The sequence below is a fragment of the Thermus sp. NMX2.A1 genome, assembly GCF_000511705.1.
GTDB classification, from domain to species: domain Bacteria; phylum Deinococcota; class Deinococci; order Deinococcales; family Thermaceae; genus Thermus; species Thermus scotoductus.
Map to the genome: position 1 here is coordinate 80762 of NZ_ATNI01000054.1, position 16982 is coordinate 97743.

The window sequence follows — 16982 nt, forward strand, 5'->3', positions numbered from 1 at the left end:
GGTGCCCTTTAAGGACTTTTGCCCCTGGACAGCCTAACGGGGCGGGGGTATAAGGGGTGAGAAGGAGGTGAAGAAATGCTCACCCGCCGCAAGTTTATCGGCTTGGCGGGCGCGGTCACGGGAGGGGCCCTTTTCCTCGAACGGGGGATGGCCCAAGGTGCCCGGCCTGTGTTGCGCAAGCCCATCGGGGAAAAACCTCTTATCTGCCCCTACTGCGCCACGGGTTGCGGGATGATCGCAGCGGTGCAGGGGGGGAGGTTAGTAAACCTCGAGGGCGACCCCGACCACCCCATCAACCAAGGGGCCCTTTGCTCCAAAGGCCAGGCGGCCCGGGGGTTTGTGCAAAGCCCATACCGGGTCACCAAGGTCCTCTACCGTGCCCCGGGCTCGGACCGCTGGGAGGAGAAGGACTGGGAATGGGCCCTGGGCAGGATCGCCCGCTTGATCAAGGACACCCGGGACCGGGGCTGGGTGGAGGTGGACGACCAAGGCCAGGTGGTGCGGCGTACCGAGTCCATCGCCACTTTGGGCACCAGCGTGGGCTCCAACGAGGAGGCCTACGCCATGAGCAAGCTCTTCCGGGCCCTGGGCATCGTCTACATTGAGCACCAGGCCCGCATCTGCCATTCCTCCACGGTTCCCGCTTTGGGCACCAGCTTTGGCCGCGGGGCCATGACCAACCACCCCATTGACTTCAAGAATGCCGATGTGATCTTGGTGCAGGGTGGGAACCCAGCAGAACAGCACCCTCTCACCTTCCGCTGGATCCTCGAGGCCAAGGAGCGGGGGGCCAAGCTCATCGTGGTGGACCCCCGTTTCAACCGCACGGCCTCCAAGGCCGATATCTTCGCCCAGATCCGCCCGGGCACGGACATCGCCTTCATGGGCGGCATGATCCGCTATATCCTGGAAAACAAGCGCTACGACGAGTTCTATGTCAAGCACTACACCAACGCCTCCTTCCTGGTGAACCCCGAGTTCAAAACCGCCACCGAACTGGATGGGCTCTTCTCTGGGTACGATCCGGAGAAGCGCACCTACGACACCAGCACCTGGGCTTACCAGGTGGACGAGAACGGCCAGGTCAGGACCGACCCCACCCTGCAGGATCCCCACTGCGTCTTCCAGCTTTTGAGGAAGCAGTACGAGCGCTACACCCCCGAGGTGGTATCCAAGATCACCGGGATCCCCGTGGAGAAGCTCTTGGCCATTTACGACCTTTACTCCTCCACGGGCCGCCCGGACCGGGCCGGGACCATCACCTACGCCATGGGGGCCACCCAGCACACCTATGGTACCCAGCACATCCGCACCTACGCCATTGTGCAGCTTCTTCTGGGCAACATCGGCCTGCCCGGGGGTGGAGTGAATGCCCTCCGGGGCCACTCCAACGTGCAGGGCAGCACGGATTTCGCCCTTCTTTACCACGATCTCCCCGGATACCTGGGCCTGCCTACCGGGGACAAGCCCACCCTGGAGGAGTGGATTGCTTCCAGGGTACCCAAGGCCAACTACGCGCCTTCCGCCAACTGGTGGCAGAACTATCCCAAGTACTTCATCAGCCTGCTCAAGGCCTGGTGGCCCGAGGTGGATCCCAAGGAAGCCTACGGTTACCTGCCCAAGCTTTCGCCTCACAAGGGAGGGATTCCGGATAAGAGCGCCGATTATTCCCACTACGCCATTTTCCACGCCATGTTGGCCGGGCGGATCGAAGGGCTCATCGCCATTGGTCAGAACCCGGCCAACTCGGCGGCCAACGCCAACCTGGCCCGCAAGGCGCTGGACAGCTTGAAGTGGCTGGTGGTGGTGGACCCCATGGAAACCGAAACCGCTGCCCACTGGAAGCGGCCCGGGGTTAATCCCAAGGAGATCCAGACCGAGGTCTTCCTTCTGCCCTCGGCGGTGTGGGCGGAGAAGTCCGGGAGCATCACCAATACCGGCCGCTGGGCCCAGTGGTACGACAAGGCTCTGGATCCTCCGGGTGAAGCCAAGGAAGAACTCTGGATCCTCACCGAGCTGGTACAGCGCCTGAAGAAGCTCTATGCGGAGGAGGGTGGGCCCAACAAGGAAGCCATCCTGAACCTCTCCTGGTGGGAGCACTCCGAGCATATGGCGGAGGAGGTGGCCAAGGAGTACAACGGCTACGACCTCACCACCGGTAAGCTCATGGCCAAGTTCGCCGACCTCCGGGACGACGGCACCACCGCCTGCGGCAACTGGCTTTACTGTGGAGCCTTCACCGAGGAGGGGAATAAGATGGCCCGGCGCGATCCCAGGGATACCCATCCCCTGGGCCTGGGGCTCTTCCAGAACTGGGCCTACGCCTGGCCCGCCAACCGGCGAATCCTCTATAATCGGGCTTCCACCGACCTTAAGGGCCAGCCCAGAAACCCTGCCAAGTGGCTGGTGCGTTGGAATCCCAAGGAGGAGAAGTGGGAAGGGGATGTGCCCGACGGCGTAGCCCCGCCCGATAAAGCCCTTCCCTTCATCATGCTTCCCGAGGGGGTGGGGAGGCTCTTCGCTGCCCAGCTTAAGGACGGCCCCTTCCCCGAACACTATGAGCCTTGGGAAAGCGCCTTGGCTAACCTGATCTCCGGCCAGGACAAGAACCCGGTGTGCAAGGTCTGGGTGGGCGACCTGGACGTCTACGGCACCCCCGAGGAGTACCCCATCGTGGCCACCACCTACCGCCTCACCGAGCACTGGCACACGGGGATGATGAGCCGCAACGTCCCCTGGCTTTTGGAGATCCAGCCTGACCCCTTTGTGGAGATGGACGTGGAGCTGGCCAAGAGCCTGGGGGTCAAGAACGGGGAATGGGTGCGCATCAAAAGTGCCCGCGGCGAGATGAAGGCGGTGGCCCTGGTCACCCCCAGGGTCCAGCCGGTGAAGGTGGGGGACAAGACCCTGCACCAGGTGGGCATCGTGATCCACTGGGGTTACCAGGGCGGGAACCCCGGCGACTCCGCCAACCAGCTCACGCCCCAGGCCCTGGACCCCAACAGCTTTATCCAGGAGACCAAAGCCTTCCTGGTGAGGATCGAGAAGATCTAGGAGGTGGGGGATGCCTAATCCGAAGGACTATGCCATTTTGTTTGACGCCAGCCGCTGTATCGGCTGCAAGGCCTGCCAGGTGGCCTGCAAGCAGTGGAATGACCTCGAGGCGGAAAAAACGGAGAACCGGGGAAGCTACGCCAACCCCCCCAGGCTTACGGCCCATACCTGGATCTCCATGCGCTACTACGAGGGCTTGAGGCCGGATGGCGACCCCTATTTTGACTTCATCCGCGGGTCTTGCATGCACTGCACCCACGCCCCTTGCGTGGCGAGCTGCCCCACCGGGGCCATGGCCCACCGGGAAGGTGGGGTGGTCACGGTGGACGAGAAGACCTGCATCGGCTGTCGCTCCTGCGTTCAGGCCTGCCCCTATGAGGCGGTCCACTTTGACGAGGCTCGAGGGGTGGTCCACAAGTGCACCATGTGCTACGACCGCATCTCCAATGGCGACCAGCCGGCCTGCGTCAAGGCCTGCCCCACCGATGCTCTGACCTTTGGGACGTACCAGGAGATCCGGGCTATGGCGGAAGAAAGGGTGCGGGTGCTCAAGGAGCGGGGTTATGCCAGGGCCAATGTTTACGGGCTAGCGGAGCTTGGAGGCACCCACGTCCTCTATGTGCTCACCGAGCACCCGAGCCAGTACGACTTACCTAAGGCGGTCCGGGAGGCGGAGAAGCGGGCGGCTACGGGCTGGCTTTCTGCTGGCATCGCCGCTGCGGCCCTGGGGGCGGGGCTTAAGTTTATCGTGGAGCGGCGCGAAGCCCTCAAAGGAGGCGGTCAATGATCACCATAAACCTTCCTAACCCTATGGGCGAGGAGCACTGGGGTCTTTGGATTGCCCTTTACTTCTTCCTAGCGGGAACCACAGGGGGGGCTTACCTGCTCAGCGTCCTCTTCTACGGAAAGGACCAGGGCTTGGTGCGTCGTAGCGCCCTGTGGGCGTTCCTGGGGGTGGCGGTGGGCGCTGGCTTGCTGGTCATAGATCTAGGCCAACCTTTGCGGTTTCTCAACCTTCTTTTGAACGGCTTTCACCCGGCCTCGGTCATGTGGCTGGGCAGTTGGTTCTTGGTCTTGGCTGGGGCTGGGCTTTTGTGGGTCTACCTTAAGCCCACCTCTAGGGGAGTGCAGCAGGGAGTGGCGGTGCTGGTGGCCTTGGTGGTGGGGTACACTGCGGTGCTCCTGATGCAAACCGCCAAGCCCTTCTGGAACGCCTCCCCCCTGCTCCCCTGGCTCTTCTTAGCCTCGGCCGCCACGGCGGGAGGGGCGCTCTTGCAGCTTTGGTATCCCCATGAAAAGCTGAGCCGTTTGGTCATTGCCTCCGCCCTCGTGGAAGGGGCAGTCTTGGCCTTGCACCTCATCTGGACGTATCCGGCTGCGACTCCTGGCGTTTTGGCCCTCCTGGTAGGTCCTCTGGCTTGGGCCTTTTGGGGGTTTGTGGTAGTAGGGTGGGTTCTGCCCCTCTTCTTGGAGCGGAGGAACGTGGCCCTGGCGGCCCTTCTCACCCTGGTAGGGGCTTTCCTGCTCCGCTACTTCGTGGTGATGGCAGGCCAAGTGTAACCTTAAAGCCCCCGCCCCTTTAGGGGCGGGGGTATCCTTTACCCTGTAGGAGGTAAGCCCGTGGAAACCCTGGAGGCGGTGCACCGTAGGTTGAGCCAGCTTGCGAGGCGCCGCGAACCCTGGCCGGAAGCTTTAAAAGAAGCTCTGTTGGATGTGCAGCAGGCGGTGGAGCAGGTGGCCCCGGGTCTACTTTCCGGCGTGCGGCTTCCTACCCAAGACGAACTCTTGCAGGATGCGGAGCGCTTGCGAAGGGGTGAGGTTCCGGAGGATCCAGCTTATGCTTTTTGGCTTCACCAAGCCTTGCGGCTTATCTCCTGGCCGGAAGAGGGGGATGGTGGCCTCCCGGGAAAGGATTGGGCGGAGCGTTGCCCTGCGTGTGGAGGTTTTCCAGATGTGGGATACCTCGATGCGGAAGGGCGTCGCTTTCACGTCTGCGCCTTTTGCGATACGAGCTTCCGGGCCTTGCGCTTAGCCTGCCCTTACTGCGGAGAGGCTCGAGCGGACCACCTGGTGTACTATGAGGAGGGTCCTTACCGGGTTTATGTGTGCCGTTCCTGCGGGGAGCGCTTTGTGGTTCAGGACCTGAGGCTGAAAGCGGAGCTGGATCTACCTGTCCTTAGGGCCCGGGCTGCTTGGTACGCCCTGGCGGAGGAAGAGGATGTGGAGGTTTGAAGGGGGCCGCTTTCAGGAGGAGGCCTATTCCTTGCCGGAAGAGGAGCGATTCCTCCTCTTGGTGAACGGCAAGCCCTGGGCTTCCTTCAGCTATACCCCTGGGGATGAGGTCTACCTCGCCCTAGGCCATCTCTTCCTGAGCGGGGTGCTTTCGGGCCTCGAGGGGGTGCGGTGGCTGGTGGGCGAAGGGGTGGTGGCCGTGGACCTACCCGGGGATCCCGAGAAGGGGGTGGGGGTGCGGGATAGCGGTTGCGCTGCGGGGCTACGCTACGGTGAACCCAGGCTTTCCCCCTTGCCGAAGGTACCCCTGGATCCCGAACTGCCCCTGGAGCTCATGGCCCAGCTGCGCCAGCATGCGGTGCGCTACGCCCGGACCCGAGGCATACATGGAGCGGCCCTCTTTGACCTTTCCGGACGGCTTCTCTACCTCAACGAGGATATCGGCCGCCACAACGCCGTGGACCGCCTGGCAGGGTACATGCTCCTGGAGGGCGTGAGGCCTCCCGTGCTCTTGGCAGTAACCGGCAGGGTAAGCCAGGAGATGGCGGGTAAGGCCATTGGCATGGGAGCGGTGCTCCTGGCAAGCCGCACGGGGGCAACTGCCCCTGCGGTGAGCCTAGCCCAGCGCTACGGCCTAGCCCTGGCGGCCTACGTGCGTCCAACAGGCTACCGCCTCTACGCCCCAGGCGGTATGCCGGTGCCCGAGGGAGTCCTCAGGCCTTAGGCTCTTCCTTCTTCTCCTCGCCTTCCTGGAGGCCCTTTTTGAACTCCTTGGCCGACTGGCCAATGCCCCGGGCCAGCTCGGGAAGCTTCTTGGCGCCGAAGAGGAGGAGGATGACGAGAAGGATGAGGAGGATTTCCACCGGACCTAAGCGCATGGGGCCATTGTAGCACGCCTTGACCCTCTTGAGGTCAAGTGTTATCGTGGCCTCTGGGGTGGCCTTAGGCCCCGGGGCGTAGCGCAGGCCGGTAGCGCACCTGCTTTGGGAGCAGGGGGTCGCCCGTTCAAATCGGGCCGCCCCGACCACGCGGGAGTAGCTCAGTTGGTAGAGCATCGGCCTTCCAAGCCGAGGGTCGCGGGTTCGAGTCCCGTCTCCCGCTCCAGATGGCCGGGGTGAAGTTTCACCCCGGCTTCGCTTATGGGCCCGTAGCTCAGGGGACAGAGCAGCCGCCTTCTAAGCGGTAGGTCGGGGGTTCGAATCCCTCCGGGCCCGCCAGTTCCAGGACGCAATGCTTTACCCCCCGGTAGCATGGCCGGGGGGTCTTTGGTACGGTTGGGGTACTGCTTTTGCCGGCGGTTCCCCTTGCCGAGGGGGCCGGGAAGGGGTCTCAGGCGTGGTATCCTCAAGGCCGGCCCTTGTGGCCCGGTCCATGCTGAAACTGGAGAACATCACCAAGCGCTTTGGTTCCGTGGTGGCCAACCGCCGGATCACCCTCGAGGTGGCCCGGGGGGAGGTCCTGGCCCTTCTGGGGGAAAACGGGGCGGGGAAGACCACCTTGGTGAGCATCCTCTACGGCCTTTATGCCCCGGATGAGGGGAGGATTTTGCTGGAGGGCAAAGAGGTGCGGATCCCCTCCCCCAAGGCCGCCCAGCGGCTGGGCATCGCCTTGGTGCCCCAGCATCCTGAGCTCATTGAGGCCCACACCGTGGCCGAGAACCTGGCTTTGGGCCTGGACCTGCCCCTGGCTTTTTCCCGCCGGGCGCTGGTGCGGCGGCTTGAGGCGCTTTTGGAGGGGCATCCTTTGGGCGTGGACCTCGAGGCGCCCGTGGCCCGTCTTTCCGCAGGGGAGAAGCAAAGGGTGGAGCTCCTTCGCGCCCTCCTTAACCGCCCCCGGGTGCTCGTCCTGGACGAGCCCACCAGCGTCCTTACCCCCAAGGAGGTGGAGGGGCTCTTCCAGGAGATCCGGCGCCTCAAGGCCTTGGGCCTGGCGGTGATCTTCATCAGCCACAAGCTGGAGGAGGTCCTGGCCATCGCCGAACGGATTGCGGTGCTTAGGGCCGGGGAGAAGGTGGGGGAGGTTTGGCGCCAGGAGGCGGACAAGGACCTCCTGGTGCGCCTCATGGTGGGCCGGAGCCTGGCCCCGCCCCCCAAGGTGCCCCCGCCCCGGGAGGAAGTGGTCCTCGAGGTGGAGGACCTTCTGGTGCCCCGGCACGGTTTTCCCGTCCAGGGGGTTTCCTTCACCTTGCGGGCAGGGGAGGTGCTGGGGATTGCGGGGGTGGCGGGAAGCGGGCAGGCGGAACTTGTGCAGGCCCTGGCGGGTCTCAGGCCCCACCAGGGCCGGGTGCGGTTCCTGGGCAAGCCCTGGCCCCGGGACCCCATGGGCCTCTTCCGCCAGGGGGTGGCCCATATTCCCGAGGAGCGGAGCATGGGGGTGGTGGGGGGCATGAGCGTGGCCGAAAACCTGGCCCTTAGAACCTACCCTCGCTTTGTTCGCTGGGGCTTGCTGGATTACCGGGCCATGGAAAAGGAGGCGGAGGGCTTGATCCAGCGCTACGGCATCCGCACCCCCTCCCCCCGCACCCCGGTGCGGTTCCTCTCGGGAGGAAACGTGCAGAAGGTGATCCTGGCCCGGGAGCTTTGGGGGGGGCCTCGCCTTCTCTTGGCCATGCACCCCACCTACGGGCTGGATGTGGGGGCCACCGAGGAGGTTCACGGGCGTATCCTGGAGCTTGTGCAAGGCGGTGCGGCCGTGCTTTTGGTCAGCGAGGACCTGGACGAGATCCTGGCCCTCTCCCATAGGGTGGCGGCCCTGTACCACGGGCGCTTCGTGGGGCCCGTTCTCCGGGAGGAGGCGGACCGGGAGCGGCTGGGGCGGATGATGACGGAGGGGCGGGTATGAGGTGGGAGCTGGATCCTAGCCCAAGCCCCTGGAAGGTGTTCTTGGCCTATAGCCTGTTCGTGGCCCTGGCCTTGTTGCTTTTAGGCCTTCTCTTCCTCCTCTATGGGGTATCCCCGCTAAAGGCCTTCGGGCTTCTCCTCTCCCCCCTGGGGGATTCCTTGGGCCTGGCCGAGGTGGGGCGGCGCACCATCCCCCTCCTCCTCATCGGGGCAGGCTTGGCCCTGGCCTTTAGGGTAGGGTTTTTCAACATCGGGGCTGAGGGGCAGCTTCTCATGGGGGCGGTGGGAGGAGCCTACGTGGCCCTTTTCCTGCCTCCCGGACCCTGGACCCTGCCCCTCATGTTCCTTTTGGGGGGCGGTCTGGGGGCGGTTTGGAGTGGGCTTGCCGCCTGGCTTCGGGTGCGCTTTGGGGCCAACGAGATCCTAACCACCCTCATGCAGAACTACCTGGTCTACTACCTGGTGGTCTACCTGGTGGCGGGACCCTGGAAGGGGCAGATGGTCTTTGGCTTCCTCTACACGGACCGGTTTCCCCCGGAGGCCCAGCTTCCCCGCCTGGGGGATACCCTGGTGCACTGGCCCACCCTGCTTCTTGGGATTGCGGCGGCCTTGGGGCTTCAGCTCCTGCTCTTCCGCACCCCCTTGGGCTTTGAATGGCGCATCCTGGGGGAAAACCCGGAGGCTGCCCGGTACCTGGGCCTTAAGGGGGGCAGGCTGATCCTCCTGGCGGCGCTTCTTTCCGGTTTCCTTGCGGGCCTGGCGGGGGTGGGGGAGGTGGCGGGCATCCACCTGAGGCTTTTGGAGCCCGCCCAGATCTCCCTGGGGTACGGCTTCACCGCCATCCTGGTGGCCTGGCTGGCCCGGGGAAGGCCCCTTTGGGCGCTCCTTACCGCCCCCCTTCTCGGCCTCATCCTGGCCGGGGGGGATGCCTTGAAGCTGGCCCTTTCCATGCCCTTTCGGGTGGTGGACGTGGTGGCGGGGCTTTTGCTCCTCAGCCTCATCGGGGCCGAGGCCTTGAGCCAACGCCGCTTGGTCTGGAGGCGCTGATGGAAGAGGCTCTGGTGCGCGCGGTACTTTTCGGGACGCCCATACTCTTGGCCTCCCTGGGGGCCCTTCTTTCCGAGCGGGGAGGGGTGGTGAGCCTGGGGGTGGAGGGCATGATGGCGCTTTCCGCCCTGGCTGCCTTTGCCGCGGCCCTCGAGGCCGGGCCGGTTTGGGGGGTTCTTTTCGGGGTTGGGGTGGGCTCCTTGCTGGGCCTTTTCCTGGGCGTCTTCGCCGTGTTTCTCCGGGCCAACCAGTTCGTGGCGGGGCTCGCCCTGGCCGCCTTGGGCCTTGGGGCCTCGGGGCTGTTGGGGAAGCGGTACGAGGGAACCCCCTTGCCCGACCCCCTGCCGGAAGGGGTGTTGGCCGGGCTGGCTTTGATCCTGGCCCTGGGCCTCCACCTCCTCCTTTCCCGCACCCGCTATGGCCTTTACCTGAGGAGCGTGGGGGAGAACCCCAAGGCGGCGGACCTCTTCGGGGTGAGCGTGGATGGGGTGCGGTACCTGGCCTTGGCCCTGGGGGGCGGGATGATCGGCCTGGCTGGGGCCTACCTTTCCCTGGCCTACCGCCCCTCCTGGACGGACGGCATGACCTCGGGGCTGGGCTGGGTGGCCATCGCCCTGGTGATCCTGGCGGGCTGGCAGCCTTTAAGGGCCGTGCTGGGGGCTTACTTTTTTGGCCTCCTGTTCTTCCTGCAGTTCCGTTTGCAGGGCAGTGTACCTATACCGTCGGAGGCCTTTGCCGCCATGCCCTACCTTTTGGTTATCCTGGTCCTGGCCCTCTCGGGCCGCGCCCGGGCCCCCAAGGCCCTGGGCCAGCCCTTTGACCGGGGGAGGTGAAGGATGAGGAGGATTCTGGGTTTGCTGTTGTTGGCGTTGGGGTTGGCATGGGCCCAAGGGGATAAGCGCAAGGCCTGCTTTATCTACGTGGGGCCCATCGGGGATGCGGGCTGGACCTACGCCCACGATCAAGGGCGGAAGAAGGCGGAGGCCGCCCTTCCCTGGCTGGAAACCCGGTATGTGGAAAGCGTGCCCGAGGCCCAGGCCCTTCCGGTCATCGACCGGTTTGTGAAGGAGGGGTGCCAGGTGATCTTCGCCACCAGCTTCGGGTACATGGAGGCGGTCCTCGAGGGGGCGAAGAAGTATCCGAACGTCATCTTTGCCCACGCCACCGGGGTCAAGCGGGCTCCCAACGTGGCCACCTACATGGCGGACTTCTACCAGGTCTACTACCTGAACGGCCTGGCCGCCGGGGCCCTTTCCAAGACGGGCAAGGTGGGGTACGTGGCCGCCTTCCCCATCCCTGAGGTGAAGCGCCACATCAACGCCTTCACCCTGGGGGTTAGGGCGGTGAACCCCAAGGCCCAGGTGCTGGTGCGCTGGATCAACGCCTGGTACGACCCGGCCAAGGCCCGGGAGGCCACGGAGGCCCTTCTGGCCCAGGGGGCGGACGTCTTCGCCTTCACCGAGGACACCCCCACGGTGATCCAGACGGCGGCCAAGAAGGGGGCCTACTCCTTCGGCCACTACACCCCCATGCTGAAGTTCGCTCCCGACCACGTGGTCTCCGGCCAGATCGTCCACTGGGAGGTGATCTACATTGACTTCCTCAAGAAGGTGAAGGAGGGGGTCTACACCGCCAAGAACCTGCAGAATGTGGATTACTTCTGGCTCCTGCAGCACAAGGCGGTGGAGATGGGGGCGGACTACGGGGTGCCCATAAACCCCAAGCACGTGCCCCTGTTGCAGAAGGCGGAGATGACGGTGGGCGGGAAGAAGGTGAGCGTCTACGACCGCATCATGAGCCTGCTTAAGGACATGCAGAGCCCCAAGCCCACCTTTGACCCCTTCACGGGTCCCATCCAGGACCGGAAGGGAGTGGTGCGAATCCCGGCGGGGAAAAAGGCCACCCTTCAGGAGCTCCTCACCATGGAGTGGGCGGCGCCGGGGGTGGTGGGGGACTGGCCCGGAGAACCCAAATAGAACCCGAAGGGTTGGGGCCAGGGAGAACCTCCCTGGCCCAGTTTTCATCCCCCCTGGCTTTTAAGCGAACCGCTTCGCTGGGTATTGCGCCCTGTAGCCCTTCCAGCATGATCCCGGAGGAGGGTCTTCTAAGCTCCTTGCCCTGGGGCAGGAGGGCGCTAGAGCGCCTGGAAGACCTCCTCGAGGATCTCCAGACCCACGGCCGCCTCCGGTTCCGTGAGGATGAGGGGCGGGGCGATGCGGAGGGCGGAAGGCCCGGCGGGGAGGAGGAGAAGCCCCTTCTGGAAGGCCAGCTCCACCGCCTTGTCCCTGAGGTCGGGCCGCTCCTCCGTTCGGGTGCCGAAGTCCAGGCCGATCATGAGCCCCCTCCCCCGCACATCCCCCAGGAAGGGGAAGCGGCCCTGCATGGCCTTGAGCTCCCTGAGGAGGTAGGCCCCCACCTGCCTGGCGTTTTCCATTAGGCCTGCCTCCAGGAGGTCCAAGGTGGCGTGGGCGGCGGCGGCGGCCACCGCCTGGCCGCCAAAGGTGGTGCCGTGGGCCCCGGGGCGCCAGCTTGCGAGCTCCTCCCGGAAAAGAAGGGCGCTCAGGGGGTAGCCGGAGGCCAGGCCCTTGGCCAGGACGTAGACGTCCGCCTTGACCCCCTCGTGCTCGAGGGCGAAGAAGAGCCCGGTGCGGCCAGCGCCCGACTGCACCTCATCCGCCACCAGGAGGATGCCGTAGCGTTCCAAAAGAGCCTTGAGCTCGGGGATGAATCCCGGCGGAGGCACCAAATATCCCCCTTCGCCCTGGATGGGCTCCAGGAAGAAGGCGGCCACCTCCTCCGGGGGCACCACGGTGCGGAAGAGGTGCTCCAGGTGTTCCAGCACCGCTTTCCCCACCTCTTCCGGCCTTGCCCCCAGGGGGGGGCGGAAGGGATTGGGGAAGGGGACGTGCACCACCCCGGGAAGGAGAGGGGAGAAGCCCTTGCGGTAGGCGCTTTTGCTGGCAGTGAGGGAGAGGGCGCCCAGGCTCCTGCCGTGGAAGGCTCCGGTAAAGGCCAGGAGGTAAGGCCTTCCCGTGTGGTGGCGCACCAGCTTGATGGCGGCCTCGATCCCCTCGGTGCCGGAGTTGCCGAAGAAGACCCGATAGCCTCCGCCGAGCCTCCCCACCAGCCTTTCCGCCAGGGAAAGGGTGGGCTCGTGGGTGAAGTCGGAAAAGCACACGTGGGCGAAGCGCTCCGCCTGGGCCCGCACGGCTTCCAGCACCCTGGGGTGGGCGTAGCCGGTGGTGTTGACCGCTATCCCCGCCATGAAGTCCAGGAAGATGTTCCCGTCCACGTCCTCCAGGAACACGCCCTGCCCCCGGGCGGGGACAAAGGGGTAGGGGCGGATGTAGGAAGGGGAGAGGACCGCCTGACCCCTTTCCAGGAGGGCCTTGGCCTTGGGACCGGGAAGCGGAGTGTGGATGCTGGGTTTCATACGGGGCCAGTCTACCAAGCCCCTGGCCCCTTTCCCAGGCGCGTTTTATGCACCCAGATACGGCTTTTTATACCCCTTCCCGCTACATCGTGCCCCACAGGGCTCCAGGAGGATCGTCCGGGTGAGGGCAGGGTGGGGGGTATTACAGGAGACCTTCGGATTCCAGGTGGGGGCGGGCGTAGAAGAGGGTGAGGGCGGTGGAGGCGTCCTGGATCTCCCCGGCCTCCAGGAGGCGGTAGACCTCGGGAAGGGGGAGTTCCACGGTTTCCAGAAGCTCCCCGTCCTCGAGGGCCGGCTTGGCCACCACCTCCGCCTGAAGGGCCAGGAAGGGGTGGAAGACCACCGCGGTGAAGGAGGGCTGGGGGTGGAAGGGGGGAAGGGGGAAGAACCGCTTGGCCTCGGCCCCCACCTCCTCCAGAAGCTCCCTTTGGGCGGCCTCCAAGGGGGTTTCCCCGGGATCCACCTTGCCCGCAGGGATCTCCAGGAGGAACTTGCCCGTGGGGTGGCGGTACTGGCGGATGAGGAGGGCGGTGGCCTTGTCGGTCACGGGAAGGACGAAACTCGCCGCCACCGGCCCCGGGCGGTAGATGTAGGTGAGCTCCTTGCCGGTGTGGGTGCGCAACCTTTCCCGCACCAGCCTTACGGGCTCGGAGAGGATTTCTTCCAGCTCGAGGCGCTTCCAGGGGCTCATCTCGCCAAGCGCTCTATCACCCGGCGCACCTTCTCCCCGGGGGCCCTGGGGCCCAGGGCCTTGGTCACCACCCCGATGGCGGCCAGGGGGGTCTTGAACTGGGACAGGTCTAGGTTTTCCCGGATCCAGGCCTCGATCTCCTCCTCGCTCATCTCCTTGGGGAGGAAGCGGTCCAGGAACTCCACCTCAAAGGTGTTGCCCTGCTCCAGGGCGATCTCGCGCAGGGCCTTGAGCACCTTCACCGCCTCGGCATCGGGCAGGGGTTTGCCATCCCCTTTTCGGTCCAGCTCCGCCTTCACCACCCGGGCGAAGTCCAGGGTCTTCTGGTCCCGGGCCTTCATGGCCTCCTTGATGGTTTCCTTGATGGCCTCGTAGATGCTCATCCTCCTTAGTGTAGCCGGTAGAATGCGCCTTATGTGGGCGCTTCTTTCCGTTTCCGACAAGAGGGGGCTCGTGCCCTTCGCCCAGGGGCTTTTAAGCCTGGGTTATAGGCTCTTGGCCACCGGGGGCACCCACAGGGCCTTGGTGGAGGCGGGGCTTCCCGTCACCTACATCTCGGACTTCACGGGTTTTCCCGAGGTCCTCGAGGGCCGGGTCAAGACCCTCCACCCCAAGGTGCATGCGGGGCTTCTCGCCCGGCCCGACCAGGAGGAGGAGCTCAAGGCCCTGGGCTTTGAGCGGATCGGGGTCCTGGCGGTGAACCTCTATCCCTTCCAGGAAACGGTGGCCAGGGGGGCGGATTTCGCCGAGGCCCTGGAGCAGATCGACATCGGGGGCCCCGCCATGCTGCGGGCGGCGGCCAAGAACCACATGGCGGTCCTGCCCGTGTGCGACCCTGAGGACTACCCTCGGGTGCTTCAGGCCCTCGAGGAAGGCCCTTCCCTTGAGTTCCGCAGGGAGCTTGCCTGCAAGGCCTTCGCCCACACCGCCAGCTACGACGCCGCCATTGCCGAGTGGCTTGCCGGGGAGAAGTTCCCCCCCGAGAAGTTTTTGGTCCTCAGGCGGGAAAGCCCCTTGCGCTACGGGGAAAACCCGCACCAGGAAGCGGCCCTTTACCGGGTTTATGGGGAAAAGGGGCCTCTTTTGGAGGCCCGGGTCCTCCAGGGCAAGGCCATGAGCTTCAACAACTACCTGGACGCCGAGGCCGCCTGGAACCTGGTCTCGGAGTTTGAGGGCCCTGCCTGCGTGGCCATCAAGCACCAGAACCCCTGCGGGGTGGCCTTGGGGGAAGGTCCTTTGGAGGCGTACCGGAAGGCCTACGAGGCGGACCCGGTTTCCATCTTCGGGGGCATCGTGGCCTTTAACCGGGAGGTGGACGGACCCACGGCGGAGGCCATGAGGGAGGTCTTTTTGGAGGTGGTCCTGGCCCCGGGCTTCACCCCGGAGGCCCTGGCGGTCTTTTCCCGCAAGAAGAACCTCCGGCTCCTCGAGGTGCCCTTCCCCGCCCAGGGAGCCTACCTGGACTTGAGGCGCCTTAGGGGCGGGGTGCTTCTCCAGGATGCGGATACCCTGGATCCCATGGAGCCCAAGGTGGTCACGCAAAAGGCCCCCACCCAGGAGGAGTGGCAGGACCTCCTTTTCGCCTGGAAGGTGGTGAAGCACGTGCGGTCCAACGCCATCGTGGTGGCCAAGGGGGGCCAGACCCTGGGCATCGGGGTGGGGCAGACCAACCGCTACGCCTCTGCCAAGCATGCCCTGAAGACCGCCAAGGAGAAGGCCAGGGGGGCGGTATTGGCCTCGGATGCCTTCTTCCCCTTTGACGACGTGGTGCGCCTGGCGGGGGAGTTTGGCATCAGCGCCATCATCCAGCCTGGGGGAAGCGTGCGGGACGAGGATTCCATCCGGGCGGCGGACGAGCTGGGCATGGCCATGGTGTTCACCGGGGTGCGGCACTTTAAGCACTAGGCGCACATGGGGTATGATGTTGCGTGTGAAAGCCTATGTGCGCTACACCATAAGCCTGGATCCTATTCTGGCGCAGTACGTGGAGGAGATGCGCACCCGCCTGGGCCTTACCAGAAGCGAGGTGTTCGCCTTGGCCCTGAAGCGTTTGAGAGAGGTGGAGCTTGCCCAGGGGTACCGCGCCCTAGCCAAGGATGCTGATTTTCTCCAGGATCCCCTCCTGGACTCCGGCTTGGAGGAAACCCTGGCAGAGACCTCGTGGAGCTGAGAAGGGGCGACATCCTCCTAGTAGACTTTGACCCGGGAAGCCCCGGGGAGGCCGCCAAGGTGAGGCCCGCCATCCTGGTGACCAACGATGTGGCCAACGCTTACTCCCCGGTTGTGGTGGTGGTGCCCTTAACTTCCAACATTTCCCGGATTTATCCCTTTGAGCTATTCCTTCCTGCAGACCGCACCGGTTTGGACCGGGACAGCAAAGCCCAGGTCCAGCTCATCCGCCATGTTCACCGCAGAAGGGTTAGGGCGCACCTGGGGACGCTTCCTGGGGACCTTCTAGAGGCTTTGGACATTCGGATTCGGGAGCATTTGGGTCTTGAGTAACAAAAAAAGGAGCCCGGCAGGGCTCCTTTAAACCTAAGGGAGCGCTTAGTAGGCCTTCTTGCCTTGGATTTCCCGCAGGCGCTGGTGGGCCTCCTTAAAGCCCACCAGCTTCCGGCTTTCCTCATCGTAGAGGTGCATGTCAGCGAAGGCGATTTTGAAGGCATCCTTGAGGGTAACCGTGGGGGCCACCTTCACCAGGTCCACCTCCTCCTGCACCTTGGGCAAGAGGTAGTTGGGGATCTTGGGGGCCAGGTGGTGGATGTGGTGGAAGCCGATGTTCCCGGTGAGCCACTGGAGCACCCTGGGGAGCTTCAGGTAGGTGCTTCCCTCCATGGCCGCCTTCAGGAACTCCCAGCGGGGGTCGTGCTCCCAGTAGACATCCTCAAACTGGTGCTGCACGTAGAAGAGGAAGATGCCGATCATTCCCGCCAGGTACTGGATGGGCAGGTAGACGAAGAGGAGGGTCTTAACCCCGAAGAAGACCACGATTCCCGCCAGCAAGAGGGCCAGGAAGAGGTTGGTTAAGGCCACGGAGTTGCGTACGGAAGGCTTGTCCGAGCCGTAGCCCAGAGGAAGCCGGTAGGAGAGCATAAAGACGTAGATGGGCCCCAGGAAGAACATGATCCAGGGGTTCCGGTAAAGGCGGTACTTGAGCTTGTCCCAGGGGCTGGCCTTGAGGTACTCCTCCAGGGTCATGGTGTAAATGTCCCCCACCCCCCGTTTGTCCAGGTTGCCGCTGGTGGCGTGGTGCCGGGCGTGGGATAGCTGCCAGTGGAGGTAGGGAACCAGGGTGAGGACCCCGGTGAAGAAGCCCAAAAGGTCGTTGGCCCACTTCCTGGGGAAGAAGGAGCCGTGGCCGGCGTCGTGCTGCAGGATGAACAGGCGGACCAGGAACAAGGCGGCTGCGAAGTCCAGAAGGAGGGTCAGGGCCAGGGAAACGGAAAGGGCCTTGTGGGCCAGGTAAAAGAGAAGGAGAAGGGGAAGAAGGGTGTCCGCCACCTGGCGCAGGCTTCTTAGGGTGTTGGGCTTGGCGTAGGGCTTGATGAGGGGGATCCAGTCTTTGGGTTCTACTTTGCGCATGCTCACTCCTCCCTGTTTTTGGGAGTGATTCATGGTACCTCCTTGACGGATGAGGACCATGAGGAAGGGGAGGGGAATTTGATCTCAGTTAAGCACTTCTTAA

General features: G+C 64.6%; 17 protein-coding genes and 3 tRNA genes. 15 read left to right on the forward strand and 5 right to left on the reverse strand.

Going from position 1 to position 16982, the window contains the following annotated elements; translation table 11 throughout:
* The first annotated feature begins 75 nt into the window (after window positions 1-75).
* From fdnG to TNMX_RS05425, 5 genes are read left to right on the forward strand one after another with little or no spacing between them, the layout of a single operon-like run.
* Window positions 76-3054 carry a formate dehydrogenase-N subunit alpha gene (gene fdnG / locus TNMX_RS05405; protein WP_015716905.1) on the forward strand — a complete coding sequence of 993 codons (2979 nt, stop codon included), beginning with the start codon at window positions 76-78 and terminating at the stop codon, window positions 3052-3054.
* A 10-nt stretch (window positions 3055-3064) separates the two neighbouring features.
* The gene (locus tag TNMX_RS05410; protein WP_015716906.1) at window positions 3065-3841 is read left to right on the forward strand and encodes a 4Fe-4S dicluster domain-containing protein; all 777 of its coding nucleotides are present in this window, start codon (window positions 3065-3067) and stop codon (window positions 3839-3841) included.
* Window positions 3838-4614 (forward strand): NrfD/PsrC family molybdoenzyme membrane anchor subunit, encoded by a 777-nt coding sequence (nrfD, locus tag TNMX_RS05415; RefSeq protein WP_038030189.1) that lies wholly within the window; start codon window positions 3838-3840, stop codon window positions 4612-4614. The genes TNMX_RS05410 and nrfD overlap by 4 nt, the downstream gene beginning before the upstream one ends.
* A gap of 60 nt (window positions 4615-4674) precedes the next feature.
* Window positions 4675-5286, forward strand: a complete 612-nt coding sequence (gene fdhE / locus TNMX_RS05420; RefSeq protein WP_015716908.1) for a formate dehydrogenase accessory protein FdhE — start codon at window positions 4675-4677, stop codon at window positions 5284-5286.
* The gene (locus TNMX_RS05425) at window positions 5273-6010 is read left to right on the forward strand and encodes a formate dehydrogenase accessory sulfurtransferase FdhD (protein WP_015716909.1); all 738 of its coding nucleotides are present in this window, start codon (window positions 5273-5275) and stop codon (window positions 6008-6010) included. The genes fdhE and TNMX_RS05425 overlap by 14 nt, the downstream gene beginning before the upstream one ends.
* On the opposite strand, the gene tatA is transcribed toward TNMX_RS05425, so the two are convergent.
* Window positions 6000-6164, reverse strand: coding sequence for a twin-arginine translocase TatA/TatE family subunit (tatA, locus tag TNMX_RS05430; protein WP_038030191.1), 165 nt, complete (start codon window positions 6162-6164; stop codon window positions 6000-6002). The genes TNMX_RS05425 and tatA overlap by 11 nt on opposite strands.
* A 72-nt stretch (window positions 6165-6236) precedes the next feature.
* Here tatA and TNMX_RS05435 point away from each other — a divergent pair.
* The 7 genes from TNMX_RS05435 to TNMX_RS05465 all read left to right on the forward strand — a co-directional run bounded on the left by TNMX_RS05435 (window position 6237) and on the right by TNMX_RS05465 (window position 11149).
* A tRNA-Pro gene (locus TNMX_RS05435) sits at window positions 6237-6313 on the forward strand.
* 1 nt (window position 6314) lies between these two features.
* Window positions 6315-6390, forward strand: a tRNA-Gly gene (locus TNMX_RS05440).
* Between the two features lie 37 nt (window positions 6391-6427).
* Window positions 6428-6503: transfer RNA gene (locus TNMX_RS05445), tRNA-Arg, on the forward strand.
* 154 nt (window positions 6504-6657) lie between these two features.
* Window positions 6658-8127: an ABC transporter ATP-binding protein gene (locus TNMX_RS05450; protein WP_038030193.1), complete on the forward strand. Its 1470-nt coding sequence runs from the start codon at window positions 6658-6660 to the stop codon at window positions 8125-8127.
* Window positions 8124-9173 (forward strand): ABC transporter permease, encoded by a 1050-nt coding sequence (locus TNMX_RS05455; protein ID WP_038030195.1) that lies wholly within the window; start codon window positions 8124-8126, stop codon window positions 9171-9173. The genes TNMX_RS05450 and TNMX_RS05455 overlap by 4 nt, the downstream gene beginning before the upstream one ends.
* Window positions 9173-10006 carry an ABC transporter permease gene (locus TNMX_RS05460; protein ID WP_015716920.1) on the forward strand — a complete coding sequence of 278 codons (834 nt, stop codon included), beginning with the start codon at window positions 9173-9175 and terminating at the stop codon, window positions 10004-10006. Before TNMX_RS05455 ends, TNMX_RS05460 begins: the two co-directional genes overlap by 1 nt.
* A gap of 3 nt (window positions 10007-10009) precedes the next feature.
* Window positions 10010-11149, forward strand: coding sequence for a BMP family ABC transporter substrate-binding protein (locus TNMX_RS05465; protein WP_038030197.1), 1140 nt, complete (start codon window positions 10010-10012; stop codon window positions 11147-11149).
* Window positions 11150-11307: 158 nt separating this feature from the next.
* On the opposite strand, the gene TNMX_RS05470 is transcribed toward TNMX_RS05465, so the two are convergent.
* From TNMX_RS05470 to TNMX_RS05480, 3 genes are all read right to left on the reverse strand, one after another.
* Window positions 11308-12606: an acetyl ornithine aminotransferase family protein gene (locus tag TNMX_RS05470; protein WP_038030199.1), complete on the reverse strand. Its 1299-nt coding sequence runs from the start codon at window positions 12604-12606 to the stop codon at window positions 11308-11310.
* Window positions 12607-12748: 142 nt separating this feature from the next.
* Entirely contained in the window at window positions 12749-13297 is a 549-nt protein-coding gene (locus TNMX_RS05475; RefSeq protein WP_038030201.1) for an NUDIX hydrolase, read from the reverse strand.
* On the reverse strand, window positions 13294-13680 hold the full coding sequence (locus TNMX_RS05480) for a GatB/YqeY domain-containing protein (RefSeq protein WP_038030203.1): 387 nt from the start codon (window positions 13678-13680) through the stop codon (window positions 13294-13296). The genes TNMX_RS05475 and TNMX_RS05480 overlap by 4 nt, the downstream gene beginning before the upstream one ends.
* A 31-nt stretch (window positions 13681-13711) precedes the next feature.
* Here TNMX_RS05480 and purH point away from each other — a divergent pair, with 31 nt between their 5' ends.
* The 3 genes from purH to TNMX_RS05495 are packed head-to-tail and all read left to right on the forward strand — an operon-like array spanning window position 13712 to window position 15799.
* Complete coding sequence (gene purH / locus TNMX_RS05485) at window positions 13712-15202, forward strand: bifunctional phosphoribosylaminoimidazolecarboxamide formyltransferase/IMP cyclohydrolase (RefSeq protein WP_038030205.1); 1491 nt, start codon at window positions 13712-13714, stop codon at window positions 15200-15202.
* Between the two features lie 16 nt (window positions 15203-15218).
* A complete protein-coding gene (locus tag TNMX_RS05490; RefSeq protein WP_253269369.1) occupies window positions 15219-15467 on the forward strand; it encodes a hypothetical protein in 249 nt (82 codons plus the stop codon).
* Window positions 15458-15799, forward strand: coding sequence for a type II toxin-antitoxin system PemK/MazF family toxin (locus TNMX_RS05495; RefSeq protein WP_038030209.1), 342 nt, complete (start codon window positions 15458-15460; stop codon window positions 15797-15799). The genes TNMX_RS05490 and TNMX_RS05495 overlap by 10 nt, the downstream gene beginning before the upstream one ends.
* Window positions 15800-15844: 45 nt before the next feature.
* On the opposite strand, the gene TNMX_RS05500 is transcribed toward TNMX_RS05495, so the two are convergent.
* Window positions 15845-16879: a fatty acid desaturase gene (locus tag TNMX_RS05500; RefSeq protein WP_038030211.1), complete on the reverse strand. Its 1035-nt coding sequence runs from the start codon at window positions 16877-16879 to the stop codon at window positions 15845-15847.
* Between the last annotated feature and the right edge of the window lie 103 nt (window positions 16880-16982).

Bases quoted from the DNA above. Each gene is read 5' to 3' on its own strand.
- fdnG (WP_015716905.1), top strand. From the start codon at position 76: ATGCTCACCCGCCGCAAGTTTATCGGCTTGGCGGGCGCGGTCACGGGA.
- TNMX_RS05410 (WP_015716906.1), top strand. From the start codon at position 3,065: ATGCCTAATCCGAAGGACTATGCCATTTTGTTTGACGCCAGCCGCTGT.
- nrfD (WP_038030189.1), top strand. From the start codon at position 3,838: ATGATCACCATAAACCTTCCTAACCCTATGGGCGAGGAGCACTGGGGT.
- TNMX_RS05425 (WP_015716909.1), top strand. From the start codon at position 5,273: ATGTGGAGGTTTGAAGGGGGCCGCTTTCAGGAGGAGGCCTATTCCTTG.
- tatA (WP_038030191.1), bottom strand. From the start codon at position 6,164: ATGCGCTTAGGTCCGGTGGAAATCCTCCTCATCCTTCTCGTCATCCTC.
- TNMX_RS05450 (WP_038030193.1), top strand. From the start codon at position 6,658: ATGCTGAAACTGGAGAACATCACCAAGCGCTTTGGTTCCGTGGTGGCC.
- TNMX_RS05455 (WP_038030195.1), top strand. From the start codon at position 8,124: ATGAGGTGGGAGCTGGATCCTAGCCCAAGCCCCTGGAAGGTGTTCTTG.
- TNMX_RS05460 (WP_015716920.1), top strand. From the start codon at position 9,173: ATGGAAGAGGCTCTGGTGCGCGCGGTACTTTTCGGGACGCCCATACTC.
- TNMX_RS05465 (WP_038030197.1), top strand. From the start codon at position 10,010: ATGAGGAGGATTCTGGGTTTGCTGTTGTTGGCGTTGGGGTTGGCATGG.
- TNMX_RS05470 (WP_038030199.1), bottom strand. From the start codon at position 12,606: ATGAAACCCAGCATCCACACTCCGCTTCCCGGTCCCAAGGCCAAGGCC.
- TNMX_RS05475 (WP_038030201.1), bottom strand. From the start codon at position 13,297: ATGAGCCCCTGGAAGCGCCTCGAGCTGGAAGAAATCCTCTCCGAGCCC.
- TNMX_RS05480 (WP_038030203.1), bottom strand. From the start codon at position 13,680: ATGAGCATCTACGAGGCCATCAAGGAAACCATCAAGGAGGCCATGAAG.
- purH (WP_038030205.1), top strand. From the start codon at position 13,712: ATGTGGGCGCTTCTTTCCGTTTCCGACAAGAGGGGGCTCGTGCCCTTC.
- TNMX_RS05490 (WP_253269369.1), top strand. From the start codon at position 15,219: ATGTTGCGTGTGAAAGCCTATGTGCGCTACACCATAAGCCTGGATCCT.
- TNMX_RS05500 (WP_038030211.1), bottom strand. From the start codon at position 16,879: ATGCGCAAAGTAGAACCCAAAGACTGGATCCCCCTCATCAAGCCCTAC.